The sequence below is a fragment of the Natrinema sp. HArc-T2 genome, assembly GCF_041821085.1.
Classification (GTDB): domain Archaea; phylum Halobacteriota; class Halobacteria; order Halobacteriales; family Natrialbaceae; genus Natrinema.
The window spans coordinates 584,449-596,667 of sequence record NZ_JBGUAZ010000001.1 but is presented as its reverse complement, the minus strand read 5'-3'; the positions used below and the strand labels follow the sequence as shown (position 1 = coordinate 596,667).

Sequence of the window (12,219 nt, the reverse complement as noted above, 5' to 3'; positions counted from 1 at the left end):
CAATGAGTGCATTCAACGCGATCGGAGAGGAACGGGAAATCGACCGGGACGAGTACACGCCCGGTGTCGAACCACAGCCGACCTGGTGTCCGGGCTGTGGTGACTTCGGCGTCCTGAAGGCGCTGAAACAGGCGCTGCCGGAGGTCGGCAAGACGCCCGAAGAAGTGCTGACTGTCACCGGTATCGGCTGTTCCGGCAAGCTGAACAGCTACTTGGACACGTATGGCTTCCACACGATCCACGGTCGCTCGCTGCCCGTGGCTCGAGCCGCCAAGCTCGCAAACCCCGAACTCGAGGTCATCGCCGCGGGCGGTGACGGCGACGGCTACGGGATCGGTGGCAACCACTTCATTCACTCGGCCCGGGAGAACCACGACATCACGTATATCGTCTTCAACAACGAGATCTTCGGCCTGACGAAGGGCCAGACCTCGCCGACGAGTCCCAAGGGCCACAAGTCCAAGACCCAGCCATCGGGCAGCGCGAAGACGCCGCTGCGGCCGCTGTCGATGTCGCTGAACGCCGGTGCGAGCTACGTCGCCCGCACCGCAGCCGTCAACCCCAACCAGGCCAAAGAGATCATCAAGGAGGCCATCGAACACGACGGCTTCGCCCACATCGACTTCCTGACCCAGTGTCCGACCTGGAACAAGGACGCGCGCCAGTACGTCCCCTACGTCGACGTCCAGGAGTCCGACGACTACGACTTCGACGTCTCCGACCGGGAAGAAGCTGCCCGGATGATGCGTGAGACCGAGGACGTCCTCAACGAGGGAACCGTCCTGACCGGCCGCTACTACGTCGAGGACGATCGACCCTCCTACCAGCAGGAGAAACACGCCGTCGGCGAACTGCCCGACGAGCCACTGGCAGAGCGGTACTTCGACGACGACGCCGAGTGGGAACGCAGCTACGACCTGCTCGAGCGACACACGTAGGCCGACTGTCGACGCTGTCCCATAGCTGACAGTCGGGTGCCGTCTCGAGTCCACCTGTCCGCAGCGGTTTCGTTTTTCACGTCGGTTTCGCGTCGAGTCCGCCTCGAGAGTCGGTCGCTCGCGAAGCCGACTGCGAATCCGCGGTCGAAATCGCCTGCAAGCACCGTGCTCGCCAGCCAAAACGTCGGGTCCTTCTGATTGGATATCCGTCGTTTTCGTATACAAAAGATATTTTCCCGTCGAAGCAAAACGTACTGCTATGAGTGCGCAGGCGACGGAAGATAGAATTCTCGAGGTGCTCGAGGAGGACGCACAGGCGTCCTACGCCGAGATCGCCGACCGGGCGAACGTCTCGAAACCGACGGTGCGAAAGTACATCAACCAGCTCGAAGAGGAGGGCGTCATCGTCGGCTACTCCGCCGACGTGGACCCGAAGAAGCTCTCGAGCCAAACGATCGCGCTGGTCGGACTCGACGTCGCGAGCGAACGCTACGTCGAAGCCACACAGGCAATCAAGAACCTCGACGAGGTCGAGGCCCTCTACAGTTCCAGCGGCGACCATATGCTGATGGCCGAGGTGCGTGCCGAAGACGGCGACGCACTCGGCGAGATCATCTCCGACGAACTGCTCGAAATCGACGGTGTCACCGCAGCTCACCCGTCGTTCCTGCAGGAGCGACTGAAATAAGACAGCGGAACAGACACCGCTTGGCGTGCTCCGTCGCCGCTGATTTCGGGACCGATGTTTTCAGGATGGCAACCGTAGACGTGCCCATGCCAACGTACGAACGCGAGACGACGGTCCGGTCGTCGTTCGACGACGTCTGGGGGTTTCACGCTCGGATCTCCGGGCTCGAGGCAGTGACCCCTGACTGGATGCATCTGCAGGTCGAACGCGTGATCGGGCCGGACGGCCAGCCGGACCCGGACGTGCTCGAGCCCGGCTCGGAAGTCGCGTTGTCGATCCAGCCGTTCGGCGTGGGGCCGCGCCAGCACTGGACGTCGGTGATTACGGCCCGCGAGCGCGAGGACGGCGCGGCGTACTTCCGCGACGAGATGGTCCACGGACCGTTCGATCGGTGGGAACACACGCACAGCTTTTTCGCTGACGGCGATCGGACCGTCATCCGAGATCGCGTCGACTACGAGCTGCCGTTCGGTCCGCTCGGCGACATTGCCGACCCGTTCTCGAAGCCCGGCTTCGCGGCCATGTTTCGCGCCCGTCACCGACTGGCGAAAGCGCGACTCGAGTGAACACGCCACGGCAAGATTCGATGGGTGAACCATGTCGGTTTTGATTACCGGGTGGCTACAGACGAGTATGTGCGAACACGACAGTCTCGGGCGACGTCGGCTGCTGGGCGCGCTGGGAGCCGGCGCGACAGTGGGCATTGCCGGCTGTCTCGGCGTGAACGGCTCCGAGGACGGTGACGACGAACAGGCACAGGTGTACGAACCCTCGATCGAGGGTGTCGAAGAGGGGCCAGTCGAATTCACCAGATCACAACGCTGTGATGTCTGTGGCATGCCGGTAATGAAGTACTTCGGCAACAGCCAACTCGTCCACGAAAACGGGCAGGCGGCCGTCTTCGATCTCCCAGGGTGTCTGTTCGCATACAAAGTGTCGTCAACGCCCGACTCGCCGATCCAGGGCGCGTGGACGACCGACTACGAGACCCACGATCTCATCGACGCGACGACGGCCAACTTCGTTCTCATCACCGACAAGGAGGCCGCCGACGACCCGATGGGTATCGACCCACGCCCCTACGCCCACCGTAGCGACGCTGTCATGTTCCTCGAGAGCTGGGAGGCCGAGGATCTGTCCCCCGAAGCGGACATCATCGTCGGGCTCGATGAGGTCGACATGGAAACCGCGAAAATCTACCGCAAGAGCCGCCTTCCTGACGAGTAACGCGCCGTCCTGTCGACAGCAACGCGTTCAAACCGGGGCGAGTTCTCGAGTGCGAGTGACGTGGTCGGCGACCGCGTTGGCGAGTGAGCGACGTATCGACACTCGTCCGGACTGTGTCTGAATCGGATCGCCCAACCGTAAAGCCGTCCAGAGCGGGGACACATCGCTCGAGGTCGACTCGCGACAGTTCTGTGTGCGATACTGTCAGTGACAGCGACCCGATCACTTAGTAGCGCTTCTATCGTGACATCTGGTATCGCATGGCTCGCAACGACACGACTCCCGTAACGATCGTCAGCGGCTATCTCGGTGCGGGGAAGACGACGCTCATCAACCACGTCCTGTCGAATCCGGGCGACCGGCGGATCGCGGTGATCGTCAACGATATGGGTGAAATAAACGTCGACGCGGAACTACTCGCTCGAGAGTCCGACGACGAGGGGATCGTCGACCTTTCGAACGGCTGTATCTGCTGTCGGCTGCAGGGAGATCTCCTCGAGGAAGCAACGCGACTGGCACGGCGTCGCGACTTCGATTACCTGCTGGTCGAGGCGTCGGGGATCAGCGAACCGATTCCGATCGCGCAGGTGTTCACCGACGGGACGGACGAAAGCGACGTCGATCCGACGAATCTGTTCCGGGTGGATACCATGGTGACCGTCCTCGATACGTACGGGTTCTGGAAGGAGTTCGACGCTGGGGAGCAACTCCCGGAGACCGCCCAGCCTGACGAAGACCGACCGTTGAGTGAGGTTCTCGTGGAGGGAATCGAGTTCTGTGACGTGTTGCTGCTCAACAAGTCCGATATGGTCCCCGAGGAGGCACTCGCAGAGATCGAGGCCGTCGTCGACACTCTCCAACCGCGGGCGAAACGGCTCCGGACGACCTACTGTGAGGTGAACCCGGACATCGTCCTCGATACTGGAGCGTTCGACTTCGAGACGGCGAAGCGCTCGCCGGGATGGAAACGCCACCTGCGTGGTGAGGGACACGATCACGGCGAGGAGGGACATCGAGGTGGAGACGACCACGCCCACGACAGCGAACAGAGCGTGGCCGACCGACACGGCGTCTCGTCGTTCGTCTTCCAGTCTGATCGACCGTTCCACCCGGCACGACTTGCGGCCTGGCTCGAGGACTGGGACGGGCCGATCGTCCGGGCCAAAGGCGTCTGTCATGTCGCCACCCACGACGACGTAATCGGCGTCAGTCAGGCCGGTCCGTCGGTTCAAGCTGGCCCGATCGGCGAGTGGCGGCCCGAAGACGACCGTTGCACGCGACTGGTGATCATCGGTCGCTCGATGAACGAACGGCGGATTCGCGAGGAACTCGAGGCGTGTGTGATCGATGGCGACGAATCAGAGTTGGCCGAGTCCGTCACCGATCCGTTCCCGCTCTCGCATGCCACCTGAACCGCGCTCTGCGCCGGTCGCTGGGCCGTCGTGTGATCGGACGGATGGGGTGCAGTGGCAAGCTCGCCACTCGCTGTCCTACAACTCGAGTTCGTCGCTGAGTTCCTCCCAGGACTCGTGAAAGCCGTGTGTCGACTGGTCGGTCACTCGGTCGGGGAGGGCATCTTGATAGATGTCGTCGTACTCGAGCAGTTGCGTCCAGCCGTCGTGAAAGGAGTAACTGCAGTACTGGCACATACAGCAGGCTATGTCAGTCTGGACCATACCTGTTTCTCCGGCCGAGACAGAAAGGTTATATCGTCACAGCAGAGCGCGATGAGCATGCACCAACGCGGCGGATACGTACAGAGCGCGACTGACACGGTCGAACGAGAATGCGACCACTGCGACTGGTATGCGGTTGCGGGATCGTACCCCGCGCTGATCAAGCGGTACCAGGATCACCTTCGCGACGACCACCCGAAAGCCTGGCTGCGAAGCTGAGACTGGCGGACGACAGTCCGAGACCTCGAGGAAAAATGGCGGTCGACGACGGAGCGCTATGGCTCGAGCAAGACTTTGGTGACGCCTTCCTCGCGTTCGTCGAACTTCTCGTACATCTCGGGTGCCTGCTCTAAGTCGACGCGGTGGGAGACGACCCAGCTGGGGTCAGCCCGTCCCTCGATGATCATATCTCGTAGCTCCCGGTTGTATTCTTTGACGTTACACTGGCCAGTTCCGAGCTTCAGCCCCTTTTCGAAGAGCTTGCCGAAGTCGATGCCGAGCCGTCCCTGTGCCGCCATCTCGTCGGGTGCGCCGGGATCGGACGGCACGTACAGCCCCGGAATGCCGAGTTGGCCGGTCGGTCGAACGGTCTCGATGAGCTGGTTGAGGACGACCGCAGGGTTCTCCCGGGCCGGATCGTAGGCGTCGTCGCCCGGATCCGTCTCGGGGTCGATCGCTTGATACCCGACGGCGTCGACGCCCTTGTCGACTTCATCGCCGTGGGCATCGACGATCTGCTCGACCGGGTCGCCCTCCTCGAAGTTGATAGCGTGGGCGTCACAGTGGTCTTCGGCCATCTCGAGGCGACTGTCGACGCGGTCGACGACGTAGATCTCGGACGCGCCCTGAATCTTGGCGCTGTAGGCGGCCATGAGGCCGACGGGACCGGCCCCGTAGATCGCGATCGACTCGCCGGGTTGGAGATTCGCGAGTCGGGTGCCGTGCCACCCCGTCGGGAAGATGTCCGCCAGCAGCGCGAAGGAGTCCTCGTGTGTGTCGCCTTCCGGCAGTTTCAACGCGTTGAAATCCGCAAACGGCACGCGGAGTTTCTCGGCCTGGCCGCCCTTGTACGGCCCCATCGCGACGTACCCATACGCACCGCCGGCGAAGCCGGGGTTGACGTTGGTACAGAAGCCGGTATAGCCGTTCTCACAGTTCCGACAGAAGCCACAGGCCACGTTGAACGGCAGCACGATGCGATCACCCTCCTCGAGAGTCGTCACGGCGTCGCCGACTTCGGTGACGGTTCCCATGTTCTCGTGACCGAAGACGATTCCCGGATCGGCTGCGGTTCGTCCCTCGTACATATGGAGGTCCGAACCACAGATACACGTCGTCGTGATATCGATTATCACGTCGTTCTCGTGCTCGATCTCTGGTTCGTCAACCTCTTCGATGGCTACGTCGTGCGGTCCCTGGTATACGACTGCGTCCATTGACATTAGGTATCGAACCTCATGCAACGCACCACGAACCTCGTTGTAAAACTTACCGCTATCCCGATTCACCATGAAACTCAGGCTGTCTGATCGATCCGCACCTCGAGACAGTGTTGGCGCGGACGTGGCTGTCGCTGTCAGACTGCCGTTCGGTGCCGGCCTCGGTGTCTAACTCGATGCGTCCGCACGACGGGGCGGGAGTGTGCTGGCACCGATTGATACCGCCGATCTCAGTCGTCGCCAGCCGCTCGATCCGCGGGCTCGATGTCGACGTCGATCTCCGCGGCGGCGGCCTTGTACTCGGGGATCTTCGCCCGCTCGTCGAGCACGTGGTTCGTCAGCTTGTTCGCCGAGGCGGCGGCGAAGTGTGGCGTCGTCCACACCACGCCCTCCTTCGTGTCCTCGGTGACGTGGGCCTCGAGCGTGATCTCGCCGCGTCGCGAGCGCAGCTTCACGTACTCGCCGTCCTCGATGCCGTAGCGTTCGGCGTCTTCGGGGTGGACGTCGACGAAGTTCTCCGGGGTCTGCCGGTTGAGCGTCGGCGAGCGCGTGCTCATCGTCCCGGTGTTGTAGTGTTCCTCGAGTCGCGCGGTCGTGAGGATCAGCGGATACTCGTCGTCGGGCGTCTCCGCCGGTGGGGTGTGTTCGACGCCCTCGATGTGGCCGAGGCCACTGTCGGTGTCGAACTCGTCCTCGTAGAGGAACGGATCGCCCTCGTCGCCGAGTTCGTAGCAGGGCCAGTGCAGACCCTCCTCGCCAAGCAGGTCGTAGGTCATCCCGTGGTAGCTCGGACAGACCTGCCGGAGTTCTTCGAAGACGACCTCGGGGTCGTCGAAGTCGAACACCTCCTCCTCGAACAACCGCTTCCCGACCTCGCTGACGATCTCGAGGTCGTGTTTCGTGTTCTCGTGGACCTTCCCGACGCCGCGCATGCGCTGGACGCGCCGATCGGTGTTCGTGACGGTGCCGCCGCGTTCGGCCCAGGTCGTCGCCGGGAGGATTACGTCCGCGAACTCCGCGGTCTCGGTCATGAAGATGTCCTGGACGACCATGAACTCGAGATCCTGTAGCCGGTCTGCGACGCTGTTGGCGTCTGGTTCGCTCATCACGGGGTTTTCGCCCATCACGTACAGCCCCTTGACCGAGTCGCCGGCTTCGTAGGAGATCTCGACGTTCGTCAGCCCTGGCTCGTCGGGGATTTCGAAGCCCCAGACATCTTCGACCGATTCGCGGGCCTCGTCGTCGTCGACGAGCTGGTAGCCTGGTAGGACGTTCGGCATCGCGCCGACGTCACAGGTACCCTGGACGTTGTTCTGCCCGCGCAGTGGGTTGACCCCCGTTCCCGGACGACCGAGGTTACCCGTGATCAGCGCCAGGTTGATCTCGTTTTGAACGTTGTCGACCCCGCATGCGTGCTGGCTCATCCCCATGCCGGTGAAGATGGCCGCGTTATCCGCCTTCGCGTACTTCTCCGCCGCGCGTTCGATCTCTTCGAGGTCGAGGCCACACTCCTCGGCTGCGGCCTCCTTGTCGAAGTCCGCGAGTGTTTCTTTGAGGTTCTCGAACCCCTCGGTGCGTTCCTCGATAAATTCCTCGTCGATCCAGCCGTCGTCGGGGTTTTCGTCGTGGTGCTCGAGGATCGTCTTGAGGACGATATTCAAGAGCGGGATATCGGTCCCGGGATTCAACTGGAGATGCTGGTGGCGGTCCGTGTCGTCGATCTGGAACGACCGCGTCGTCTTGTTCGCGTGCGGGTCGACCTGAATGACGGTCGCCCCATCCAGCACTGCTTGCCGGAAGTACTGGCTGTTCGCGATGGGGTGTTGCTCGCCGGGGTTCGCGCCCTGAATCCAGAACAGATCACACTCCTCGCGGAGGTCGCGCATGCTGTTGGTCATCGCGCCCGCGCCCAGACTCGTGCGAAGTGCCCAGACCGTCGACGCGTGGCACATCCGCGTGCAGTTGTCGACGTTGTTGGTGCCGTAGCGACGGGCCAGCTTCTGCAGCAGGTAGTTCTCCTCGTTCATTACCTTCGAGGAGCAGAAAAAGCCCATCGCGTCCGGGCCGTAGTCGTCGAGAATTCGCTCGAGTTCGTCGACGATGTACTCGTAAGCTTCCTCCCACGTGGCTTCGCGGAACTCGCCGTCGTCGTCTCTGAGCAGCGGCTCGGTCAGGCGGTCCTCGTGGTCGACGACCTCCGTCGCCGCCCCGCCTTTGATACAGATCCGGCCCTCGTTGACCGGGGCGTCGCCCCACGGCATGAACTGGACGTCACCGGGTTCCTCGCCCGGCTGTACTTGGATTCCACACCCGACACCGCAGTACGGACAGATCGTTTTGACTGGCTCTTGGTCACTGGACATTGTGGGTCCTCCAGGTGTTTGCACCCGTTGTGTACAGCCATCATCTGCGCGTGCATGAGGCTTTCTACCACACTACTGGTACGTCCCGAGAAACGACGGCTCGCGCGAGGTCTCTACTGGGGCGGGGAAACGCTGACAGCACCACATGTGAAACTAGCACACGATGGCGCTTACGAAGTCGGTCATCGAATCGCAGGCGCGCGACTACCGACGGCACGAGCCCCTGTACACCGTCGAGGCGGAGAACAGAGAGACGCTTCCAACTGCGTTTGCGTCCGGTGCGTACGGTCGCCGGGACGCGGCCTGGGTCGTCAGATGGTACTACCGGCGATTTCTCGGCGCGTATCCCGACGCCGAGCGACGGGACGCCGAGGAGCGCTTCTGGGACAACGACTTCGAGGCCGTCCGCGATGCCGTCGGCGACGCTGTCGACGCCGACGATACTGCCGCGATGATCGACGCGCTGACCGCTCTCGAGGCCGTCGACGTCCCCGTCGCCTCGGCGTTTTGTATGTTCATCGACCCCCACGAATACGTCGTCGTCGGCCCCCGCGAGTGGTCGGCACTCCGGGACGCGGGCGAACTCCCCACGGCCTACCCCGACCCGCCGTCGCGATCGCAGTACGAAACCTATCTCGAGTGCTGTCGCTCGGTGGCCGAGCGACTCGACTGTGAGCTGTGGACGCTGTACCGGGCGCTCTGGCGGCTGTCGGTGTGAGCAGCGACGACGGGGCGATACGACCGTGGCCTTTTGGTATCGCTCGACGAACAGCCGAGCATGCCCTTCGAGACCGGGCGAACCGAGCGCACGGGGGTCGTCCTCGCGGGCGGCCACTCAAGCCGGTTCGGCGATGGAGACAAAGCCGTCGCCGACCTCGCCGGGACGCCGATGATCCGGCGTGTCGTCGACCGGCTCGCGCCACTCGTCGACGAACTCGTCGTCAACTGCCGGGACGAACAGGTGGCAGCGATCGAAACGGCACTCGAGGGCGGTCACGAGGTCACGTTCGCGGTCGATCCGGTCCCCGACCGCGGCCCGATGGCGGGGATCATGACCGGCTTGCGTGTGGCCACGGGGGAGTACGCCGCCGTCGTCGCCTGCGATATGCCCTTCGTCGACCCCGACCTCATCGCGCACCTCTTCGACCGCGCGGTCGGTCACGACGCTGCGGTCCCGCGACTCGACGACCAGTGGTTCCAGACCACGCAGGCCGTCTACCGGGCCGAACCGATGGCCGCCGCCTGCGAACGCGCACTCGAGCGCGACGAGCGAAAGATCATCGAGCCGCTGTTCGACCTCGACTACGTCGTCGTCGACGAAGCCGAGATTCGCGATCAGGCACCGCTTTCGACCTTCGAGAACGTCAACACCCGTGAGGAGTTCGAGGCGGTCACTCGGCGACTCGAAGACTGAGACTGCCTGTCCGGATTGTCACCGCTCGAGCACTTGGATCACCGGGTCGTCGTCGATCAGTCGTGCCAGTACCACGCGGGAGACGGCTGGGGCTCGCTCGAAGAGGGTCGTCGCGATCTCCTCGGCGTCCCGCCGGTGAGTCGCATCGTCGACCTTGTTGAGCAGTGGGACGACGGTTGCGCCGTCCGGAACACCTTTCAGTCCGCCGCGGTCGCTCGCGAGCACGTCGGCGACATCCACGGGTCGGATCGTCTCACCGACCTCGCGTCCCGTAATCGCGGCCACTCGTTCCGGTCGGTGGACGTGTTCAGTAGCGAGTGGCTTTCCGACTGCGTGGACGCTCGCGATCGGAACCACCGTATCGGTGCGTTGCGGGAGTTGGGGTTCGTGGTCACCCGGCGCTTTGAATTCGCGTGTCCGTGCTCCGTCGGCTTTGACCAGCACGACATCGGCGATGTCGGCTGCGGCGAGATCGTCGATCGTCTCGGGATCGTACCCCACGTACCGATCCTCGCTCTCGCGTTCAGGCACGACGCCGACCGGCCACGCGTCTGTACGCTCGAGTGCTGTCTCTGGCTCGTCGGTCACGATGACCTCCTCGACGTGGCGGTCGAAAATTGGAATCCGAACCGTCGCCGTCACGACTGCCTGACGGGCCGACTCGCTGGCCCGTGCAGCCAGCGTATACAGCGTCGTCTTCTTGCCACCAGCACCGACGACGGCGACGACGCCGGATTCGGCCCGGAGTGCCTCGCAGATATCCATAGCGGCGCTTACCACAGGAACCATCTAATCGTTTGGGACCACAGCCGGTCGCGCCGGCAGCACGAAGTAGCCGGTCGACCCACACCAGGCCGAAGGCAAGACACTATCGTTCCGTTAGCTGGTTCGGATCCGAACCACTAAAGCCGATCGCGATCTAAACGATAGCAGGTCGTATTGATGTCATCCCCACAAACGAAGCCGTCCGAGCACCCCGTCGACGCCTGTCCTGTCATCGCCTCCCTCGAACAGATCGGCTCGAAGTGGCGACTCGCAGTGTTGCACGAACTACTGGACGGCGAACAGCGCTTTAACGAGCTGAAACGCTCGACCGGCGCGAACGCCCGGACGCTCTCGCGCGTCCTCGACGACCTCGGCGAGATGGGCTTTGTCGAACGCCGACTCGAGGAAGACGCCCCGATCGCGACGTACTACAGTCTCACCGACAAGGGCGAATCGCTCGAGCCCGTCTTCGGCGAGATCGAGTGCTGGGCCGGCTCCTGGCTCGAGGAGAGTGCACTCGAGTAGCGTCGCCGCCAACTCGGGACAGGCACGCCCTCTCATACGGACTCCTGTTAGTCGCCAGTCTCGAGTTCGACCAGCTCGAGCGACCGGTCGAGGTGACAGATGTCGTGTGGTGGCTCGCCGACGATCTCCCGGATGCGGTACTCCTCGTCGAAGGAAACGCCGTCTGGCTCACAGTACTCGTGGCTCGGACACGCGACGTACGGACAAGGGCCGGGGAGGCTCGTCTTGCTGCCGGCGAAGGCACCCTTTCCGGTGATGTTCGCGCGCGTGGGCGCGGGCTCGACCTCGACGGCACGAACCCCGCCGTCGTGCATCGCACACTCGAGGGTCTGGGCGTTTTCGCGGATGTCGGTGACACGGTATTTGGTGCCCGGCTCGAGATTGAGACACTGACTGCGGTAGGGACAGCCGGCGCAGGCGTCGGCTTCACCCTCGTAGACGAACTCGGATCCCGGCTCGGCCAGCCGGGAGCCGATGAGCGTAACGGTCGACATAGGAATCGATAGTCGCCACTGGCGGTTAAGGGTCACGTCCCGGCGGAATAAATCGAGACAGGAGTGACGGACGGATCAGTCGTCACGATTCTCGCCGGTCAACTCGTCGAGGCGCTCGAAATACGCCTCTCGCGGCACCTGATACAGCTCCCGGTAGTCGATCTCGCCGGCGTCGAACTGCCGCGCAAGTTCGACCGTCCGCTCGATAGCCACCTCGCGGGTCGGGACGCGGATGGTCTCATTCAGCGACACATCCGGCTCGAGATAGAGCGTGACGAACCAGTCTTCGGAATCGGCGGTGTCGGCAGGGTTGACGCCCGGACGACGGGTTCGCTTGCCGTGGGTGAGATACAGCGTCGGGAGACACGGGGCGGGAAAGTCCGCGGCGTTGAAGACGTCAGGCCGGTACGCGAGGACGAGCCGACCGTCGGCTCCTTCACTCCAGACCTCCCAGCCGTCCGGCACGCTCGAGCGATCGATGCCACCGTTTCCGTCCGAATCCGACATACCGATCGGTAGGTGTGCCGACCGTATATACTGCCGGACACCGGTCCGTGACAGCACAGACGAAGGTGGCGTGCGTGGCGTGCAGTGGTGGCGAGCACCCGCTGTCGCCGTCGAGACGCGATCGAAGTATGAACCGTTTTGTCCGGCAGTATGACTCGTCACCAACGGACCGAATCGACGGCG

At 63.3% G+C, this 12,219-nt stretch carries 15 protein-coding genes; 9 read left to right on the top strand and 6 right to left on the bottom strand.

Features of this window, described 5'->3' with window-relative positions; genetic code table 11:
* Positions 1 to 2 precede the first annotated feature (2 nt).
* The 5 genes from ACERI1_RS03055 (at position 3) to ACERI1_RS03035 (ending at position 4,265) form a co-directional block, all read left to right on the top strand.
* Positions 3 to 938, top strand: a complete 936-nt coding sequence (locus ACERI1_RS03055; protein WP_373616551.1) for a thiamine pyrophosphate-dependent enzyme — start codon at positions 3 to 5, stop codon at positions 936 to 938.
* Positions 939 to 1,197: 259 nt separating this feature from the next.
* A complete protein-coding gene (gene lrpA1, locus ACERI1_RS03050) occupies positions 1,198 to 1,626 on the top strand; it encodes an HTH-type transcriptional regulator LrpA1 (protein WP_373616550.1) in 429 nt (142 codons plus the stop codon).
* Between the two features lie 86 nt (positions 1,627 to 1,712).
* The gene (locus ACERI1_RS03045; RefSeq protein ID WP_373616549.1) at positions 1,713 to 2,192 is read left to right on the top strand and encodes an SRPBCC family protein; all 480 of its coding nucleotides are present in this window, start codon (positions 1,713 to 1,715) and stop codon (positions 2,190 to 2,192) included.
* Positions 2,193 to 2,259: 67 nt separating this feature from the next.
* Entirely contained in the window at positions 2,260 to 2,853 is a 594-nt protein-coding gene (locus tag ACERI1_RS03040) for a nitrous oxide reductase accessory protein NosL (protein WP_373616547.1), read from the top strand.
* A gap of 260 nt (positions 2,854 to 3,113) precedes the next feature.
* Positions 3,114 to 4,265: a GTP-binding protein gene (locus ACERI1_RS03035; RefSeq protein ID WP_373616546.1), complete on the top strand. Its 1,152-nt coding sequence runs from the start codon at positions 3,114 to 3,116 to the stop codon at positions 4,263 to 4,265.
* Positions 4,266 to 4,343: 78 nt separating this feature from the next.
* Here ACERI1_RS03035 and ACERI1_RS03030 read toward each other — a convergent pair whose 3' ends face one another.
* The gene (locus ACERI1_RS03030) at positions 4,344 to 4,502 is read right to left on the bottom strand and encodes a hypothetical protein (RefSeq protein WP_373616545.1); all 159 of its coding nucleotides are present in this window, start codon (positions 4,500 to 4,502) and stop codon (positions 4,344 to 4,346) included.
* 84 nt (positions 4,503 to 4,586) lie between these two features.
* Here ACERI1_RS03030 and ACERI1_RS03025 point away from each other — a divergent pair, with 84 nt between their 5' ends.
* Positions 4,587 to 4,748 carry a hypothetical protein gene (locus ACERI1_RS03025; RefSeq protein ID WP_165396973.1) on the top strand — a complete coding sequence of 54 codons (162 nt, stop codon included), beginning with the start codon at positions 4,587 to 4,589 and terminating at the stop codon, positions 4,746 to 4,748.
* Positions 4,749 to 4,804: 56 nt separating this feature from the next.
* On the opposite strand, the gene ACERI1_RS03020 is transcribed toward ACERI1_RS03025, so the two are convergent.
* On the bottom strand, positions 4,805 to 5,965 hold the full coding sequence (locus ACERI1_RS03020) for a glutathione-independent formaldehyde dehydrogenase (protein WP_373616839.1): 1,161 nt from the start codon (positions 5,963 to 5,965) through the stop codon (positions 4,805 to 4,807).
* A gap of 233 nt (positions 5,966 to 6,198) precedes the next feature.
* Positions 6,199 to 8,331 (bottom strand): formate dehydrogenase subunit alpha, encoded by a 2,133-nt coding sequence (fdhF, locus tag ACERI1_RS03015; RefSeq protein ID WP_373616544.1) that lies wholly within the window; start codon positions 8,329 to 8,331, stop codon positions 6,199 to 6,201.
* 163 nt (positions 8,332 to 8,494) lie between these two features.
* Between fdhF and ACERI1_RS03010 the strand changes: the two genes are divergently transcribed.
* Both ACERI1_RS03010 and ACERI1_RS03005 read left to right on the top strand, forming a co-directional pair.
* Positions 8,495 to 9,049: a hypothetical protein gene (locus ACERI1_RS03010; protein WP_373616543.1), complete on the top strand. Its 555-nt coding sequence runs from the start codon at positions 8,495 to 8,497 to the stop codon at positions 9,047 to 9,049.
* Between the two features lie 60 nt (positions 9,050 to 9,109).
* Complete coding sequence (locus ACERI1_RS03005; protein WP_373616542.1) at positions 9,110 to 9,745, top strand: molybdenum cofactor guanylyltransferase; 636 nt, start codon at positions 9,110 to 9,112, stop codon at positions 9,743 to 9,745.
* Positions 9,746 to 9,763: 18 nt separating this feature from the next.
* On the opposite strand, the gene yqeC is transcribed toward ACERI1_RS03005, so the two are convergent.
* Positions 9,764 to 10,510, bottom strand: a complete 747-nt coding sequence (gene yqeC, locus ACERI1_RS03000; protein ID WP_373616541.1) for a selenium cofactor biosynthesis protein YqeC — start codon at positions 10,508 to 10,510, stop codon at positions 9,764 to 9,766.
* Positions 10,511 to 10,687: 177 nt separating this feature from the next.
* Here yqeC and ACERI1_RS02995 point away from each other — a divergent pair, with 177 nt between their 5' ends.
* The gene (locus ACERI1_RS02995; RefSeq protein ID WP_373616540.1) at positions 10,688 to 11,035 is read left to right on the top strand and encodes a winged helix-turn-helix transcriptional regulator; all 348 of its coding nucleotides are present in this window, start codon (positions 10,688 to 10,690) and stop codon (positions 11,033 to 11,035) included.
* A 47-nt stretch (positions 11,036 to 11,082) separates the two neighbouring features.
* Here the strand turns inward: ACERI1_RS02995 and ACERI1_RS02990 are convergent, their stop codons facing one another.
* Positions 11,083 to 11,529 carry a UPF0179 family protein gene (locus ACERI1_RS02990; RefSeq protein ID WP_373616539.1) on the bottom strand — a complete coding sequence of 149 codons (447 nt, stop codon included), beginning with the start codon at positions 11,527 to 11,529 and terminating at the stop codon, positions 11,083 to 11,085.
* 75 nt (positions 11,530 to 11,604) lie between these two features.
* The gene (locus ACERI1_RS02985; RefSeq protein WP_373616538.1) at positions 11,605 to 12,036 is read right to left on the bottom strand and encodes a DUF5820 family protein; all 432 of its coding nucleotides are present in this window, start codon (positions 12,034 to 12,036) and stop codon (positions 11,605 to 11,607) included.
* Positions 12,037 to 12,219: the final 183 nt, after the last annotated feature.